Annotated in this window: 14 protein-coding genes; 8 read left to right on the top strand and 6 right to left on the bottom strand. The window is 67.5% G+C overall.

The window, feature by feature from the left end; genetic code table 11:
- Positions 1 to 53: 53 nt before the first annotated feature.
- The 5 genes from ABV408_RS00485 (at position 54) to ABV408_RS00465 (ending at position 5038) form a co-directional block, all read left to right on the top strand.
- Complete coding sequence (locus ABV408_RS00485; protein ID WP_353980598.1) at positions 54 to 314, top strand: acetyl-CoA carboxylase; 261 nt, start codon at positions 54 to 56, stop codon at positions 312 to 314.
- On the top strand, positions 311 to 1708 hold the full coding sequence (locus tag ABV408_RS00480; RefSeq protein ID WP_353980597.1) for an acetyl-CoA carboxylase biotin carboxylase subunit: 1398 nt from the start codon (positions 311 to 313) through the stop codon (positions 1706 to 1708). Before ABV408_RS00485 ends, ABV408_RS00480 begins: the two co-directional genes overlap by 4 nt.
- Complete coding sequence (locus ABV408_RS00475) at positions 1705 to 2601, top strand: carboxyltransferase domain-containing protein (RefSeq protein ID WP_353980596.1); 897 nt, start codon at positions 1705 to 1707, stop codon at positions 2599 to 2601. Before ABV408_RS00480 ends, ABV408_RS00475 begins: the two co-directional genes overlap by 4 nt.
- On the top strand, positions 2591 to 3562 hold the full coding sequence (locus ABV408_RS00470) for a biotin-dependent carboxyltransferase family protein (protein WP_353980595.1): 972 nt from the start codon (positions 2591 to 2593) through the stop codon (positions 3560 to 3562). The genes ABV408_RS00475 and ABV408_RS00470 overlap by 11 nt, the downstream gene beginning before the upstream one ends.
- Before the next feature lie 132 nt (positions 3563 to 3694).
- Complete coding sequence (locus ABV408_RS00465) at positions 3695 to 5038, top strand: cytosine permease (RefSeq protein ID WP_353980594.1); 1344 nt, start codon at positions 3695 to 3697, stop codon at positions 5036 to 5038.
- 73 nt (positions 5039 to 5111) lie between these two features.
- On the opposite strand, the gene ABV408_RS00460 is transcribed toward ABV408_RS00465, so the two are convergent.
- The gene (locus ABV408_RS00460; protein WP_353980593.1) at positions 5112 to 7274 is read right to left on the bottom strand and encodes a prolyl oligopeptidase family serine peptidase; all 2163 of its coding nucleotides are present in this window, start codon (positions 7272 to 7274) and stop codon (positions 5112 to 5114) included.
- 278 nt (positions 7275 to 7552) lie between these two features.
- A complete protein-coding gene (locus tag ABV408_RS00455) occupies positions 7553 to 9130 on the bottom strand; it encodes an FMN-binding glutamate synthase family protein (RefSeq protein WP_353980591.1) in 1578 nt (525 codons plus the stop codon).
- A 221-nt stretch (positions 9131 to 9351) separates the two neighbouring features.
- On the opposite strand from ABV408_RS00455, the gene ABV408_RS00450 reads away from it, so the two are divergent.
- Positions 9352 to 10731, top strand: a complete 1380-nt coding sequence (locus ABV408_RS00450; protein WP_207036446.1) for a GntP family permease — start codon at positions 9352 to 9354, stop codon at positions 10729 to 10731.
- 177 nt (positions 10732 to 10908) lie between these two features.
- Positions 10909 to 12042 (top strand): alkene reductase, encoded by a 1134-nt coding sequence (locus ABV408_RS00445; protein WP_353980590.1) that lies wholly within the window; start codon positions 10909 to 10911, stop codon positions 12040 to 12042.
- A 154-nt stretch (positions 12043 to 12196) separates the two neighbouring features.
- Here ABV408_RS00445 and mmsB read toward each other — a convergent pair whose 3' ends face one another.
- Together mmsB and ABV408_RS00435 are read right to left on the bottom strand one after the other, a co-directional pair.
- A complete protein-coding gene (mmsB, locus tag ABV408_RS00440) occupies positions 12197 to 13099 on the bottom strand; it encodes a 3-hydroxyisobutyrate dehydrogenase (protein WP_353980589.1) in 903 nt (300 codons plus the stop codon).
- A 69-nt stretch (positions 13100 to 13168) separates the two neighbouring features.
- Positions 13169 to 14662, bottom strand: a complete 1494-nt coding sequence (locus tag ABV408_RS00435; protein WP_353980587.1) for a CoA-acylating methylmalonate-semialdehyde dehydrogenase — start codon at positions 14660 to 14662, stop codon at positions 13169 to 13171.
- A 193-nt stretch (positions 14663 to 14855) separates the two neighbouring features.
- Here ABV408_RS00435 and ABV408_RS00430 point away from each other — a divergent pair, with 193 nt between their 5' ends.
- Positions 14856 to 15764: an AraC family transcriptional regulator gene (locus tag ABV408_RS00430; protein ID WP_353980586.1), complete on the top strand. Its 909-nt coding sequence runs from the start codon at positions 14856 to 14858 to the stop codon at positions 15762 to 15764.
- Positions 15765 to 15800: 36 nt separating this feature from the next.
- On the opposite strand, the gene ABV408_RS00425 is transcribed toward ABV408_RS00430, so the two are convergent.
- Both ABV408_RS00425 and secB read right to left on the bottom strand, forming a co-directional pair.
- Complete coding sequence (locus tag ABV408_RS00425; RefSeq protein WP_353980585.1) at positions 15801 to 16526, bottom strand: 16S rRNA (uracil(1498)-N(3))-methyltransferase; 726 nt, start codon at positions 16524 to 16526, stop codon at positions 15801 to 15803.
- A 7-nt stretch (positions 16527 to 16533) separates the two neighbouring features.
- Positions 16534 to 17016 carry a protein-export chaperone SecB gene (secB, locus tag ABV408_RS00420; RefSeq protein ID WP_035469782.1) on the bottom strand — a complete coding sequence of 161 codons (483 nt, stop codon included), beginning with the start codon at positions 17014 to 17016 and terminating at the stop codon, positions 16534 to 16536.
- Positions 17017 to 17026: the final 10 nt, after the last annotated feature.

Raw genomic sequence — 17026 nt, 5'->3', positions numbered from 1 at the left:
CGCCAACGGATGAGAGATCTCGACACAATCACAATCAGGCAGGAGATACCCCTATGTCCCAACAACCGTCCCAACACACGATTCAGGCCCCTTTTCCCGGCGTGTTCTATCGTCGCCCGGCCCCGGATCAAGCGCCCTTCGTGGAACCGGGGCAGCGGGTCGAGGCGGATACGGTGATCGGGCTGATCGAGGTGATGAAGCAGTTCTGCGAACTGAAAGCCGAGGCCGCGGGCACCCTCGTCTCGATCGAGGTCGAGGATGAAGCCGTGGTCGAGGCCGGGCAGCCGCTGGCAATCCTGGAGACCGCGCCATGATCAAACGACTGCTGATCGCCAATCGCGGCGAAATCGCCCTGCGTATCGTGCGCGCCGCGCGCGAACTGGGTATCGAGAGCGTCGTCGCGCACAGCGAGGCCGATGCCGACTCCCTGGCGGTGCGTCAGGCCGATGCGGGCGTGAGCATCGGCCCGGCCCAGGCGACCAAGAGCTATCTGAACGCCGCCGCGATCCTCCAGGCCGCGCGCGAGTGCGGCGCCGACGCCGTTCACCCCGGCTACGGCTTCCTCTCCGAGAACGCCGCTTTCGCCCGTGCCGTGGTCGAAGCCGGTATGGTCTTCGTGGGCCCCGATGCCGCCATCATCGAGCGCATGGGCGACAAGGCCATGGCACGCCAGACTGCGGTCGATGCCGGGGTGCCGGTGGTCCCCGGTTCACCGGGCGCGGTGAGCGAGCCGGCACGTGCCGCAGCGATGGCGGCGGAGATCGGCTTCCCGCTGCTGATCAAGGCTGCTGCCGGCGGCGGTGGCCGCGGCATTCGCGTGGTCGAGAACGCCGACGAATTCGACCGCCAGTTGCAGGCTGCCCAGGCCGAAGCGCGCGCGGCCTTCGGCGATGACCGGGTCTATCTCGAGCGCTTCATCGAGCGCGCCCGGCACATCGAAGTCCAGGTGCTCGGCGACGGCGAGCGCGTGGTGCACCTGTTCGAGCGCGAGTGCTCGCTGCAGCGTCGCCGCCAGAAGCTGTTCGAGGAGTGCCCGTCGCCGGCACTCGACGAGGCGGCGCGCGAGGCACTGTGCCACTCCGCCGTGCGCCTGGCCGAACACGTGGGCTATGTCGGCGCCGGCACGCTGGAGTATCTGTTCGATAGTCGCAGCGGGGAGTTCTTCTTCATCGAGATGAACACCCGTATCCAGGTCGAGCACCCGATCACCGAGGCGGTGACCGGTATCGACCTGGTGCGTGAAATGCTGCACGTAGCCAGCGGCGAGCGCCTGCGCTTCGCGCAGTCCCAGATCCAGCGCCGTGGCTGGGCCGTGGAGATGCGCATCAATGCCGAAGACCCGGCCCGCGACTTCTTCCCCTCGCCGGGCACGGTGGCACGCCTCATCTGGCCCACGGGGCCCGGTATCCGCATCGACAGCGCGCTGTTCGAGGGGTATCGCATGCCGCCGTTCTACGACTCGCTGGTGGCCAAGCTGGTGGTCTGGGACGACAGTCGCGCGGCCGCCCTGGCGCGGGCCGCTCGGGCCCTGAACGAGTTCGTGCTCGAAGGCTTCACCACCACCGCCTCACTGCACCAGCGGCTGCTCGAGACACCGGCGCTGCGCGCGGCCGAGTTCGATATCGGCTTCCTGGAGCGCTGGCTCGCCGACACGCCGTTGCCCCCTGCCTCTTCCTCTGCCCCTGCCGCTCAGGAGACCGCACTATGACCGCCTCATCCCCCCCGGCGGCGCGCTATAGCCTGGCCGCCGATGAGTATCTGTTCGTGGAGGTCAGCGAAGAGATGACGCTGGAAGCGTTCTTTCGCGCCCTCTCCATTACCCAGCGCCTGCGCGAACTGGCGCTGCCCGGCCTGATCGAGATCTGCCCGGCCAATGCCTCCTATCAGGTGCGCTACGACCCCGACCGGATCTCGGCGCAGACGCTGATCGATACCCTCGAAACACTCGATGCCGAGGTCGCCGCCCGCCAGCGCAACACGCTGACGACCCGGGTGGTCGAGGTGCCGGTCCTCTACGACGACCCGTGGACGCGCGAGACCCTGATGCGCTTTCGGGATCGGCATCAGGACCCCAGTGGCACGGATCTCGATTACGCCGCGCAGATCAATGGCCTGCCCGACGCCGAGGCCTTCATCGCCGCGCACAGCGGCAACCCTTGGTTCGTCTCCATGGTGGGGTTCGTCGCCGGACTGCCGTTCATGTACCAGATGGTGCCGCGCGAGCGTCAGCTTCAGGTGCCCAAGTATCTGCGCCCGCGCACCGATACCCCCAAGCAGACGGTGGGCTACGGGGGCTGCTTCAGCTGCATCTATTCGGTGCGCGGGGCCGGCGGGTATCAGATGTTCGGGATCACGCCGATGCCGATCTACGATCCCAGCGGGCAGCAGCCGCACATCGACGACTCGATGATCTTCTTCCGCCCGGGCGATATCGTCCTGCACCGCGCCATCGACCGCGCCACCTATGACCGTCTCGATGCGGACGCGAAGGCGGGCCGCTTCCAGCCACGCGTGGCGCCGTTCGATTTCGACCTCGATGCGTTCTCCCGGGACCCGGACGCCGTCGCTGAGCAAGTGAAGGAGGTGCTGCATGCGCATTGACGTGATCAAACCCGGACTCGCCACCTCGATCCAGGATCTGGGACGCCAGGGCTACTACCACCTGGGTATCCCGCCCTCCGGGGGCATGGATCAGCGCGCGCTGCGCGCGGCCAATCTGCTGCTCGGCAACCCGGAAGGGGCGGCAGTGCTCGAGTGCGCCCTGCTGGGGCCGGAACTGCGCTTCGAGCACGCCTGCTGCGTGGCCGTTTGCGGCGCCGAGATGTCGCCCAAGGTGGACGCTCGGCCGCAGCCGCTGAACACCGTCTTCGAGGTGCCGGCCGGGGCGACCCTGAGCTTCGATTTCGTGCGCGCGGGGGCACGCGCCTATCTGGCGGTGGCGGGCGGTATCGATGTCCCGGAAGCGCTCGGCAGCCGCAGCACCTACGCCCTGGGTGGGCTCGGCGGACTCGGCGGGCGGCCACTGCAAGCCGGCGACCAGTTGACCACCCTCACCCCGGCAGCCCCTGCACGCGTGGGGCGGGCACTACCCGAGCCCTTGATACCGCGCTTTGCCAAGGCGTATCGGCTACGCGTGGTGCCGGGCATCTACGCCCACCGCCTGGAAGCGCACAGCCAGGAAAGATTCTATGCCGAGACCTGGACGGTGGCCTCGGAAGCGGACCGGGTCGGCTATCGCCTCAAGGGTGGCTCGACGCTGTCGTTCCTGGAGCGCGAGCCACCGTTCGGCGCCGGCAACGATCCGTCGAACATCGTCGACGCTTGCTACCCGATCGGGTCGATCCAGGTACCCAGTGGCAGCGAGCCGATCATCCTGCACCGGGATGCCGTCTCCGGTGGCGGCTACGCCATGATCGGCACGGTGATCAGCGCCGACATGGATTGGGTCGGCCAGATTCAGCCACACCAGTCGGTGCGCTTCGAGGCGGTCGATCTCGAACAGGCACTGGCGGCAAGGCGCGAATACCAGGACACCCTGGCGGCGCTGCGGCAGATACCGTGAGCACCATATTCCCATGGCCCGACCTCCGCGTCGGGCCCCGTCAAGGAGGGCTAAAACCACCGCCATGACAGCGCACCGCCCGGTGCTCCCCGACTCCTGCATAAAACAAGCACAACAAAAGGTATCCCCATCATGGCTAACGCTCCCCAGGCGCAGACAGGCGCCGACCTAGACTTTTCCGAACGCCCGGTACCCGACAGCGGGCGCATGCCCAAGGCCAATCTGATGATGGCCTGGTGGGCAGTGTGCAGCGCGATCTTCTATATGGTGGTGGCGGCAGCGATGGCGCGCAGCTACGGCACCGTAAACGCTCTGATCGGCATCGTGCTCACCGTGATCGCCTACGGCCTGATCAACGCCGTGATCAGCCGCTACGCGATGCGCACCGGGCTCACCGTGGGGCTATTCTCGCGCCGTCTGTTCGGCCAGGCGGGCGCGCTGCTGGCGAGCCTGATCTTCTTCGCCACCGCGCTCTACTATGCGGTGTTCGAAGGCTATGTCATGGCCCTGGTGCTAAGTCAGTGGAGCAATGGCCTGAGCATGGCCGTCTGCACGGCGATCGTTGCAATCATCGGCGTGTCGCTGATCTTCGGCAGCGTCCAGCACTGGCTCGACAAGTTCAACGGCGTGCTGCTGCCGGTCTACGTCATCGGCATGCTGATCGCCGTGGGCATGGCAATGGCCAAGTTCGGCTATCCCACGGGCTGGCTGACCCGGGTTCCCGCGGGTGGCGCCCCGGCCTGGGGCTGGGCCCAGACCTTCGCCTACTACATGGGCGTCTGGGTGCTGATGATGTTCACCTTCGACTATGCCCGCTTCGGCCGCCGCGAAGATGCCACTTTCCACGCCCGGGTGACCTTCGGCGTGCCGTTCTACCTGATGACCTTTCTGTTCAGCGGTCTAGTCGGCATTCTGCTCGACGCCATGATCCCGGTGGAAGGGCTGTCGGAAGTCTCGGTGGTGCTGGGGCTGCTCGACCTGATGGGTGTCGGCGGACTGCTGCTGGTCTGGGTCACCCAGAGCCGTATCAACACTGCCAACTACTATCTGGCGACGATCAATTTCGAGGCGCTGGTGTACAAGCTCACCGGCACCAAGCTCTCCAAAGTCGTTGCTGGTTGCATTATCGGCGTGCTCGCCTATCTGCTGATGATGGCCGACGTGTTCGGCTACATTCTCAAGGCACTGGCCTACCAGGGCGTGTTCGTGGTCGCCTGGGTCGGCGTGGCGCTGGCCTATATCCAGGCCCACCCGCCCGGTAGCGAGGATAGTGCCATGGCGCCTGAGCGCCTTTCCCGCGCCTACGACATGCACGGCCTGTGCGCCTGGTTCGGCGCCACCCTGGTGGGCATGGTGGTGATGCAGCTACCCGACCTGGCCGCCTTCTCGGCGCCGGCCACCGGACTGTGCGCCTATGCGCTGTATACCGTCGGGCTCAGGAGAGAAAGGCGCAACGGCGTGGGTTCGCCGACCTGACTCGGCGCCCCAGCCGCCTTTGCCTTTTGCTCGCTCCTCTCTCGTTTCCCTCTCGCTCCCCTCTCGGGCGGCTCTAACGGCCGCCCAGTCTTTGCCACAGAAAACGCCACGCCAGCGCACCGAGCCGGGCGCGCTGGGCGTTGTCGGCGGCGCCGCCGTGGCCGCCTTCGGTGTTCTCGTAGTAGTGGACGTCGCCTGCGTTCATCGCTTCCATCTTCGCCATCATCTTGCGCGCGTGCCCGGGGTGCACGCGGTCATCACGGGTCGAGGTGGTGAACAGCACCGCCGGGTAGTCCACGCCACCGTGCAGGTTATGGTAGGGCGAGTAGTCCTTCAGGAAGCGTTCCCAGTCGTCGCTGTCCGGATCGCCGTACTCGGCCATCCAAGAGGCGCCGGCGAGCAGCTGGTGGTAGCGGCGCATGTCGAGCAGCGGGACTTCACAGACCGCAGCGGCGAAGTGATCCGGGTAGCGGGTGATCATGTTGCCCACCAGCAGGCCGCCGTTGGAGCCGCCCTGAATACCCAGCCGGCGCGGCGTGGTCACGCCGCTGGCGACCAGGTCCGCAGCCACCGCGGCGAAATCCTCGAACGCCTTGTGACGATCCGCCTTGAGCGCGGCACGGTGCCAGCGCGGGCCGTACTCGCCGCCACCGCGGATGTTGGCCACCGCGTAGGCGCCACCCCGGGAGAGCCAGCAGCGCCCCACGTCGGGCGCGTAGTGCGGCGTGAGCGATATCTCGAAACCGCCATAGCCGTAGAGCAGCGTGGGCAGCGCTGTTTCACGTGAAACGTCGTCAGCGCCCGCCGGCAGCACGAGGAAATAGGGTACGCGGGTGCCGTCGGTGCTGGTGGCGAAGCGCTGCTCGACCCGCATGCCGCTGGCCTCGAAGAAAGCCGGCGCCTGCTTGACCGGCGTGGGCGCCGCGGACGCGGTCTCGGCCTGGGCCAGGTCGAGGCGCGATAGCGTGGTCGGGGTCAGATAGTCGGTGACCACGACGAAGACCTCGTCGCTGGCCTCGTCGTCCACCGCCGAGAGGCCGACCTCACCGGTGGCTGGCAGAGCGTCGAGGGCAAAGCTCGACCATTCGCCCTCGGCGCGTGGTTCGAGGCGCACGAAGCGGTGTTTGACGTCTTCGAGGATATCCAGCACCAGGTAGTGGCGGGTCCACTCGAACCCTTCCAGCGAGCGCCGGGCATCCGGCGTGAACAGCACGCGGAAGTCGCGGGCGCCGGCCTTGAACGCGGCGTAGTCGATCGCCAGCAGCGCCCCGCTGGGGTATCGGGTCGTCTCTGGCATCCAGTCGTCGCGCAGCAGCACCAGCAGCCACTCGCGGTGCACGCTGGCCTGGGCCGAGAGCGGCAGGTCGAGCGGCAGTTGGGTGCCATCGGGTAGCCGTTCGATCAAGCGCTGCTCGTAGAACGCCAGGGCGTGGTGGATGAAGTCGCGCTCGAAGCCGCGGGTGCGATCGCGAAAGGCCACCGCCATCAGATCACTCTCCGCCGCCTCGAACAGCGTCTCCGCCGCAGCCAGCGGCTGCCCCCGCCGCCAGCGCTTGACGCAGCGCGGATAGCCCGAGCTGGTGAGCGCGCTCTGCCCCGCGGCATCGGCACCGAAATCGGTATAGACATAGACCGTATCGCGGTCGATCCAGCTCATCCCGCCCTTGGCCGCGGGCCGCTGGAAGCCCTCCTCGACCCAGCGCTTGTTGACGAGATCGAACTCGCGCGTCACGTCGGCATCGGTGCCACCCGGAGAGAGTGAGACCAGCGCCCGCTCCCAGGTGCCCGCCGGGTCCTCGGGCTCGAGGCAGTGCGCGCCGTGCCACACCCAGCTCTCGCCCTCGGCGGTGTTGAGCGCGTCGACATCGATCAGCACTTCCCACGCCGGCCTGGCCTGGCAGTAGTCGGCCCAGTGGGTCCGCCGCCATACCCCGCGCGGGTGGTCGGCATCCTGCCAGAAGTTGTAGTAGTGCTCACCGCGCTTGACCACGAAGGGGATGCGGTCGTCGGCATCGAGGATCTCGCGCAGCTCGGTGGTCAGGGTATCGAGCTCGGGCCCGCCCAGGGCATCGAGGGTCTCGCGGTTGTGCGCCTCGACCCAGGCCAGTGCCGCCGGGTCGTCGATCGCCTCCAGCCAGCGGTGCGCGTCGGCCTCGGCGGTCACGTCGAGGTCGGCCCCTGCGCCCGCGGCATCGGGCGTCTCGGCAAGATAGGGAAATCCGGGGAAGCGGCGCATCGCGCGTCTCCTGTTTGTCGTCGTGGGCATCGAACCCTAGGGTTTGTACGAAAAGTCAGCGAGCAAAGGCAAGACAAGGCAAAAATCGGCGAAAACGCGGAGTTTACGGGGTGTAAATGAGCATTTGAGCCGATTTTTAACACCGTATTGCCGAGCGCAGGTAGTTTTCGTACAGAGCCTAGAGCCTAAGCCATGAGCAGAGTTCCACCGAGCGCGGATCTTCGCGCCCCGCTACGCGCGCCCTGATCCACGCGCCGGGGTCTGCCCCCGGCGCCGGCTCAGAAGTGATCGACGGCGGCGGCGCGCCAGTCGGCCTGCCACGCCGCGGGAATATCGTCACCCAGCAGCTGGCCGTCGTTCAGCCGCGGCAGCTCGAACGCCGCGTAGCCGCGCGCCGGCGCGTAGCTGCTGCGATGGCGGATATGGTCCGGGGCCAGCGCATCGAAACGCTCGAGCCCCATGGCGCCGGTGATCGCGGCGAAGCCATCCAGGGTCGCGCGGTGATAACGCGCCACCCGCTCGGCCTTCTCCGGCACGTTGATCGCGCGTGCCCGCTTGGGGTCCTGGGTGGCCACGCCCGTGGGGCACTTGTTGGTGTGGCAGCGCCGGGCCTGGATACAGCCGACCGCGAACATGAATGGCCGCGCGGCGTTGCACATGTCGGCGCCGAGCGCGGTCTTGACCACCATGTCGTAGCCCAGGGCGACCTTGCCGCTGGCGACCAGGCGGATCTTGTCGCGCAGCCCGGCACCGCGCAGGGCGTTGTCGACGAACGGCAGCGCCTCGTCGATGAACACGCCGAGGCGGTCCGAGAACTCCTGCGGCGCCGCACCGGTGCCGCCCTCGGCGCCATCGATGACGATGAAGTCGACCAGGGTGCCGGTCTCGATCATCGCCTTGCAGATACCCAGGAACTCGTGGCGCACGCCGAGACACAGCTTGATGCCCACCGGCTTGCCGTCGCAGAGCTCGCGCAGCCGGGCGACGAACGCCATCAGTTCGCGCGGGTTGGAGAACTCCGGATGCGCGGGGGGCGAGGCGCAATCCTGGCCGGCCTCGATCTGGCGCGTGCTGGCGATCTCCTGATTGACCTTGGCCCCCGGCAGCAGCCCGCCGTGAGAGGGCTTGGCCCCCTGGGAGATCTTGATCTCGACCATCTTGACCTGATCGCGGCGCGCCTTGTCGCGAAAGGTCTCGGCGTCGAAGCGGCCATTCTTGTGGCGGCAGCCGAAGTAGGCGGTGCCCAGCTCCCAGATCAGATCGCCGCCGTGCTTCTCGTGATAGGGGCTGATCGCCCCTTCACCGGTGTCGTGAGCAAAGCCACCCTGCTTGGCCCCCAGGTTCATCGCTTCGATGGCGTTGCCCGAGAGCGAGCCGAAGCTCATCGCCGAGATATTGAGGCGCGACGAGCGATAGGGGCGCGTGCACTGGGGGCCGCCGATGGTGATGAAGCGCTGCTCGTCGGGCACTTTGCGCGGCGCCATCGAGTGGAAGGAGAAGTTGTAGCCGGCCGCATCGACGTCACGGATGGTGCCGAACGGCGAGGTGTCGCCGGTGCCATCGGCGCGGGCGTTGATCAGGTTGCGCTGCTCACGGGAGAAGGGCCGCCCGCTGGTCTCGGACTCGAAAAAGTACTGGCGCAGCTCCGGGCGTACGAACTCGAGCATGTAGCGCAGGTGACCGATCAGCGGGTAGTTGTAGAGCACGTTGGCGGTGGAATTCAGATCGCGCCAGCCAATCAGCGCCAGTGGCACCCACAGCAGCAGCAGCCACAGCCAGGGGTGCCAGACCACGCCGACGGCGATGATCAGCGCCAGCGTCACGGGAACGAGAAGATAAAAGAGGCGACGGTACATGTCGTGGTGTCCATCCGAGGAGTCGGACCCTCAGTGTTGGTCGCGGTGACCGATTGTTCAAATCGGTAACACACCCCTCGCGTCTCCCCCTCTCCAGTCCCCAGCCTGCCTTGTCCGACATTGACCATCAAACATCTGACATAAAGACCATCGTCGACTGTCGTCGTCGCCCACTTCATGCCACTTTGATAGGTCAGGTTTCCCTACTAGAGGTCTCTCCCATGGACGGCTGGACGCAAACTCTGTCGGCCGGGCCGCTGCTCGGCATCGCCGCCGCCGCGATCGCCCTGCTGCTGGTTCTGATCATTCGCTTTCATCTGCACGCTTTCCCCACCCTGGTGCTGGTCAGCCTGCTGACCGCCTTTGCCACCGGCATCCCCGCCGGCGCCATCGTCGATACCATGACCGACAGCTTCGCCGGCACGCTGGGTTCGGTGGCGCTGCTGGTCGGCTTCGGCGCCATGCTCGGCAAGCTGGTGGAGCACTCCGGCGGTGCCCAGGTGCTGGCCGAACGCATGGTGTCGCTGTTCGGCGAGTCGCGCGCACCGTTCGCACTGGGTATCGCGTCGCTGATCATGGGCTTCCCGATCTTCTTCGATGCTGGGCTGATCGTGATGCTGCCGATCATATTCGCGGTGGCCAAGCGCCTCGGTGGCCCGGTGCTGCTCTATGCGCTGCCGGCGGCGGCGGCGTTTTCGGTGATGCACGTGTTCGTGCCGCCCCACCCCGGCCCGGTCACCGCCACCGAGCTCTACGGTGCCAACCTGGGCCTGGTGCTGCTGGTGGGTATCCTGATCGCCTTCCCGATGTGGTACCTCTCGGGTTACCTGTGGGGGCGTTTCGCCGCCAGCCGCTTCGACTTCAAGCTCGAGGTCAGCCTGTTCGGCGGACAGGACAACGACACCATCGAGAACCCGCCCAGCGTGGGCACGGTCATCGCGCTGCTGCTGCTGCCGCTGGCGCTGATCTTTCTCAACACCGGGCTCGATTTCGCCCGCGCCGCCGGCGTGGCCGACAGCGACGCCACCTGGTTCCAGTTTCTCTCCTCGCTGGGCGAGACGCCGATCGCGCTGCTGATCTCGGTGCTGGTGGCGATCTACGTGCTGGGCAGCCGCCGCGGCGAGGGCGGTAGCGCGCTGGAGAAGATCGTCGACTCCTCACTGGGGCCGATCTGCTCGGTGATCCTGATCACCGGCGCCGGCGGCATGTTCGGCGGCGTGCTGCAGGCCTCCGGCATCGGCGGTGCGCTGTCCGACTCGATGAGCGACCTGGGCATGCCGGTGATCGTCGCCGCCTATCTGGTCGCGGTGGTCATGCGCCTGGCCCAGGGCTCGGCCACGGTGGCGCTGGTCACTGCCGCCGGGCTGATGGCGCCGGCGGTGGCCAGCGGCGACTTCTCGGCCATGCAGGTGGTCGCGATCACGCTCGCTACCGCCGCCGGCTCGGTGTTCGCCGGCCACGTCAACGACTCCGGCTTCTGGCTGGTGGGGCGGCTATTGGGGATGGACGTCAAGACCACGCTGATGACCTGGACCGTGCAGCAGGCGCTGGAGTCGATGGTCGGCTTCCTGCTGGCCGGCGTCGTCTATCTGCTGTTCTGATCCAACCAGGGAGAAATATCAGGGATATCAACCGGGGTAGAGATCCAGCGTATAGTCAGCGCCTATCGCAACGGTAGTCAGCGACATTGGTTGGTCGGCTAATCGTTAACTAGACTTTGGTCGACCTGCCGATACCGGCAACCAATTCCGTCGCCAGTCTGGAAAGGAGTTCTCGATATGGCATCGCTGTTCGAACCGTTCGATCTCAACGGCACACGGCTCAATAACCGCATCGTCATGGCGCCGATGACCCGCTCGCGCGCGCCGGACGATATCCCCAACGAAATGGGCGCACTCTATTATCGCCAGCGCGCCTCCGCTGGCCTGATCATCTCCGAGGGCACGCCGATTTCGCGCCAGGGGCAGGGCTATCTCTACAACCCCGGTATCTTCGGCCCCGACCAGATCGCAGGCTGGGCCAAGGCGACCCGTGCGGTACACGAGCGCGGCGGTGTCTTCTTCGCGCAGATCTGGCACGTGGGCCGGGTCTCGCATACTTCGATCCAGATCGCCGGCCAGCCTCCGGTCGGCCCCAGCGAGCAGCAGGGTGGTATGGCCTTCGGCTACAACGAGGCCGGTACCCCGGACATGCTCGCGGCGAGCCAGCCGCGCCGGCTCGAGACCGCTGAAGTCCGCGAGATCGTGCGCGATTTCGCCCAGGCGGCGGTCAATGCCCGCGAGGCGGGCTTCGACGGGGTCGAGGTGCATGGCGCCAACGGCTATCTGTTCGAGCAGTTCCTCAACCCCCACGTCAACGACCGCGACGACGCCTATGGCGGCTCGCGGGAGAATCGCTGTCGCCTGCTGCTGGAGGCCGTCGACGAGGCGAGCAAGATGATCGGCGCCCACCGGGTCGGCGTCCGGCTATCGCCCTTCGGCACGCTGTTCGACATGCCGGAGTACGACGACAACGGTGAGACCTATCTGTATCTCGCCCGTGAATTCGACAAGCGCGGACTGGCCTATGTCCACCTGCACGATCAGGGTGGCCAGGGCATGCCGCCGATGCCGCGCGAGTATCTGCGCCGGTTCCGCGAGGTCTACCACGGTAATCTGCTGCTCGCCGGCAACCTGGATCAGGCCGAGGCACAAACACTGGTCGACGAAGGCACCATCGACCTACCGGTGTTCGGGCGTCTCTACACCTCCAATCCGGATCTGGTCGAGCGCATGCAGAACGGCTGGCCGCTGGCCGACTTCGACCCGAATACCTTCTACGGTGGCGATGCCCGCGGCTATGTCGACTTCCCCACCTATGCCGAAGAGCAGGCGCGCAAGGCGCGCGAGCAGGCGATCCAGGCGAAGTCCTGACATCCTGAAAGCCAGAGCGCCGCGTCAGATCATTGCGGCGCTCGATAGGCGCGTCACGCTGCGCACGCCACTCAGAGCAGACAGCCCAAACGCCCCGGCCAAGCGCCGGGGCGTCTGCGTGTCGTCACCCATGGCGCTCTCTCGCCGAGGGCGATCACTCATGCCCGCGCGCATAGAAGCGCTGAATGCTGGAGAAGTCGTGGCCCTCGCCACCGGCGGCGGCGTGAAAGCCATAGAGACTCTTGGCCAGCGCCCCCAGCGGCGTGGTCGAGTGGCTCCTGAGCGCGGCCTCCTGGGCCAGACGCAGATCCTTGTTCATCAGCGTGACCCCGAAGCCGCCCTGATAGTCGTGACTGGCCGGCGCCTCGGGCATCACGCCGGGCCAGGGGTTGTAGACCTTGAGTGCCCAGTTGCTGCCGGAGCTCTCGGCCATGATCGCCGACAGCACGGCGGGATCGAGGCCGTTGTCGACGCCAAGCTGCAACGCCTCGGCGGTGCCCGCCATGAGAATGCCCAGCAGCATGTTGTTGCAGATCTTGGCGGTCTGCCCGGCGCCGCTGTCGCCGGCATGGAAGACGTTGCGCCCCATCGTCTCCAGCACGGGCCGGGCGCGCTCGACCGCCGCCGCCGGGCCGCCGCAGATGAAGGTCAGGGTGCCGGCGCGGGCCCCGCCCACACCGCCGGAGACCGGGGCATCGAGCATGACCCGCCCCAGCTCGCCGGCACGCGCCGCCAGCGCGCGGGAGGTCGCGGCGTCGATGGTGGAGCAGTCGATGATCAGCGCCGCCGGGTCGATCGTCTCGAGCAGGCCGGCGTCAGCGGCGCCTTCGCCCAGATAGAGTCCCTGGGCCGCCGCCGCCGAGGGCAGCATGCTGATCACCACCTCGGCCCCGGTGACCGCCTCGCGCGGCGTAGCGGCAGCGCTCGCGCCGCTGGCCACCGCCGCCTCGACCAGCGCCGGCAGCAGGTCGAAGACACGCACCGTATGCCCCGCCTTGACCAGGTTGGCGGCCATCGGCCCGCCCATGTTACCGACACCGAAAAATGCGATGTTCATCGTCTCTTCTCCCAGGAGGTAGGGTCCATTCGATCGCATGAGCCCTAGCAGTGTCTGACTCGTGCCGTCTCACTCGAGCCGAATCGAGAGATTGGGCCCGGCCACGGCCTCCTCCTCGAACCAGCGGCTGGTGACCGTCTTGGTCTCGGTGTAGAAGCGCACCGCCTGCTTGCCGTAGGCGTGCTGATCACCGTAGAACGAGCCCTTCCAGCCGGTGAAGCTGAAGAACGGCAGCGGCACCGGAATCGGCACGTTGATGCCCACCTGGCCCACCTCGACCCGCTGCTGATAGCGCCGCGCCGCCGCCCCGCTGGCAGTGAAGATCGAGGTGCCGTTGCCGTAGGGGCTGGCGTTGACCAGCGCGATCGCCGCGTCGAGGGTGTCGACGCAGACACAGCAGAGCACCGGGCCGAAGATTTCCTCGCGGTAGATCGCCATCTGCGGAGTGACCTCGGTGAACAGCGTCGGCCCCACCCAGTTGCCATCGGGCAGCCCATCCACCTGGCAGTCGCTGCCATCCAGCCGGCAGGTCGCCCCTTCGGCCTTGCCGCGGGCGATCAGGTCGAGAATCCGCGCCTTGGCCTGGGGGCTGATCTGCGGGCCGTAAGCGGCATCGGGGTCGTCCCAGGCGCCGGGGCGCAGCTCGGCGAAGGCGGCGGTGAGCGGTTCGATGCACTCGCGCGCGCTGCCGACGAATACCGCTACGCTGATCGCCATGCAGCGCTGGCCGGCGGCACCGCAGGCGGACCCCACCAGGGCGTTGACCACCTGGGTCGGGGCGGCGTCCGGCATCACCACCATGTGGTTCTTGGCCCCGGCGAAACACTGGGCGCGCTTGAGGTGGTCGGTAGCGGTACGGTAGACGTGCTGGCCCACCGCCACCGAGCCGACGAACGAGACCGCGGCGATCTGCGGGTGCGTGAGCAGCGCATCCACCTGCTCGCGGCCACCGTGGATTACCTGCAGCAGATCCGGCGGCGCGCCGGCTTCGAGAAACAGCTCGGCCAGCCGGTTGGGGGTCATCGGGTCCTGCTCCGAGGGCTTCAACACGAAGGCGTTGCCGCAGGCGATCGCCAGCGGGAACATCCACAGCGGGATCATCGCCGGGAAGTTGAACGGGGTGATCCCCGCGCAGACCCCCAGCGGCTGGGTCCAGGAGTGGGTATCGATGCCGCGGGCCACGTTCTCCAGCGTCTCGCCCATCATCAGCGACGGCACGTTGGCGGCCTGCTCGACCACCTCGATCCCGCGCCACACGTCACCCTTGGCATCCTCGAAGGTCTTGCCGGTCTCCCGCGAGAGCCCCGCGGCGATCTCCGCCTGATGGGCCTTGAGCAGCGCCTGGTAGCGCATCATCAAGCGCGCTCGCTCGCTCACCGGCACCTCGCGCCAGCGCTCGAAGGCCGCCCGCGCCGAGGCCACGGCGCGCTCGATCTCATTCGGGGTCGCCGCTGGCGCCTCGCACAGTACCTGTTGCGTGGCGGGGTCGGTAACCGCTATCCAGTGTTCGCTCTCGCTCTGGGCGAATGCGCCCGCGATCAGTTGGGGCAGTCTTAGGGTCATGGTTCGCTCCTGAAGCGCCGGCAGACCGAGCTGACACCGGTGGGCGCCGTGGCGTGGATGCCACCGGCGGCGCCGCGCGGTCCATCTGCGAGGGTGATCTCGAGCCGTATCGAGCCGGGCCGTTCGATCAATGGCTAAGGTGTACCACGCGCCTGGCGGTCATAAGATGGCGGAAATTGCCGGGAGATGGACAATGTTGCGCCAACCGTTGCCACCATTGTCGGCCCAGACCTCACCCTGGCCGCTGCCGCTGAGCGGACGCCGGGTGGTGATTCCGCAGGTGGCGATCGCCACGCTGGAGACCCACCCGCTGTGCCGTGAGTGTCTGCCCCATGGGGTCGGCTTCTATCCCCACGCCGCCGGCCACCAGATGCGGCGGCCGGCCCCGCGCGATCATCTGCTGATCTACTGCGAGGCGGGGTCAGGCATGGTGGAGTGCGCGGGTAAGCTCTTTCCGGTGCGCGCCGGCGACGTGCTGCTGCTGCGCCCGCAGCGAGCGCATCGCTACCGCGCCAACCCGCGTGACCCGTGGACGATCTACTGGGTGCACCTGGGCGGCACGGCGGCGGCGGACTACTTCGATGCCATCGCCGACTCCCACGACGAGGTGTGTATCCCTATCGGCCACCATCCGCGAATCGTCGCCGAGTGGGAGCTGCTGCTGTCGGTGGTGACACGCTTTCGCACGCTGCCGCTGATCCACGCCGCCAATCAGCTCAAGGCGCTGCTGACCTACATCGCCCTGGTGCGCCATCAGCGCGAGGCGCGCCACGCGGCGCTGGACGTCGCCCGGGTCAACGCCTGGCTGCAGGCGCACCTCGACCGCCGGGTGGAACTCGCCACGCTGGTCGAGGCCACCAGCGAGCTCTCGCGCTGCCAGTTCATCCGCGAGTACAAGCGCCAGACCGGGCAGACGCCGATGCAGGCGTTCCAGCACTTCAAGATCAGCCGCGCCTGCTACCTGCTCGATGTCACCCCGCTCGGCGTGGGCCAGATTGCCGCCGACCTGGGCTACGACGACCCCTACTACTTCTCGCGTCAGTTCAAGAAGGTGATGGGCGTGGCACCCCGCGACTACCGCCGCGAGCGTGCCACGCATTGAGCGAGAGGGGCTGGCTTTAGGGGGCGGCGAGCTCGCCTAGAGATCGCCGAAATAGTGCTGCAGCAGCGTCAATGCCACTACCGGGGCGGTTTCGGTGCGCAGGATGCGCGGGCCGAGGGTGAGCGGCTGGAAGCCGGCGTGCTGCGCGGCGGCGACCTCGGCGTCGGTGAGGCCGCCTTCGGGGCCGATCAGCAGTGCGGCGCTGTCGACCGCCTCGGCCTGACGCCAGCTGTCGTCGGTGGCGGGGTGGAGCACCAGACGCAGGCGCTCGCCACGCGCGGCGAGCCAGGCGTCCAGCGTCTGCGGCGGATGCACCCTTGGCACGCTGGCGCGCCCGCACTGCTCGCAGGCACTGACCGCCACGCCTTGCCAGTGGGCGAGCTTCTTGGCCTCGCGCTCTCCCTTCAAACGCACATCGCCGCGCTCGACGTAGAGCGGGGTGATCGCCGCCACGCCCAGCTCCACCGCTTTCTGGATCGCATAATCCATGCGGTCGCCCTTGGAGATCGCCTGCCCCAGATGCACCGCCAGCGGTGACTCGCCGCGCCCGGATTCGAGCGACTCGACGCGCGCGACCACGCGCTTGCGCCCGGCCTCGATCAGGCGGGCGTGAGCTTCGAGCCCGGCACCGTCGAAGAGCACCAGCGGCGCGCCCTCGCCCAGGCGCAGCACCAGCGCCACGTGGCGCGCGGGGCCCTCGGGCAGAACGACGTCGCCGCCGACCCGGAAGTCGGCGGCGACATGAATGCGCGGCATGGCCATGGCGCGCTTACTGCGTGGTGTCGCTGGCCTGGGCGGCGCGCTGCTGCTTCTGGGCGTACATCGCCTCGAAGTTGACCGGCGCCAGCATCAGCGGCGGGAAGCTGCCGCGTCCGACCAGGCTATCGATGCACTCCCGCGCGTAGGGGAAGAGCACATTGGGGCAGAAGGCGCCCAGGGTATGGTCGAGCTGCGCGCCGTCGAGGCCCGCGATACGGAACAGGCCGGCCTGCTCGACCTCGACCAGAAAGGCGGTGGCGTCGTCTTCGTTGTTGGAGACCTGAGCCGTCACCTTGACCACGACCTCGTAGAGATCCTGGCCGACCGACTCGCTGGTGGTGTCCAGATCGAGACCGACCTTGGGCTTGAACGGCTGCTGGAACACGCGCGGGGAGTTGGGGGCCTCGAACGAGATATCCTTCACGTAGATGCGCTGCAGGGAGAACTGGAGCTGCTGTTCCTGCGTGCCCTGCTGATTGTTGTCTTCCGCCATGGTGCGTTTC

Source organism: Salinicola endophyticus, from assembly GCF_040536835.1.
GTDB classification, from domain to species: Bacteria; Pseudomonadota; Gammaproteobacteria; order Pseudomonadales; family Halomonadaceae; genus Salinicola; species Salinicola endophyticus_A.
Note: the sequence above shows the minus strand (reverse complement) of the source record. Positions and strands in the feature narration are given on the sequence as shown.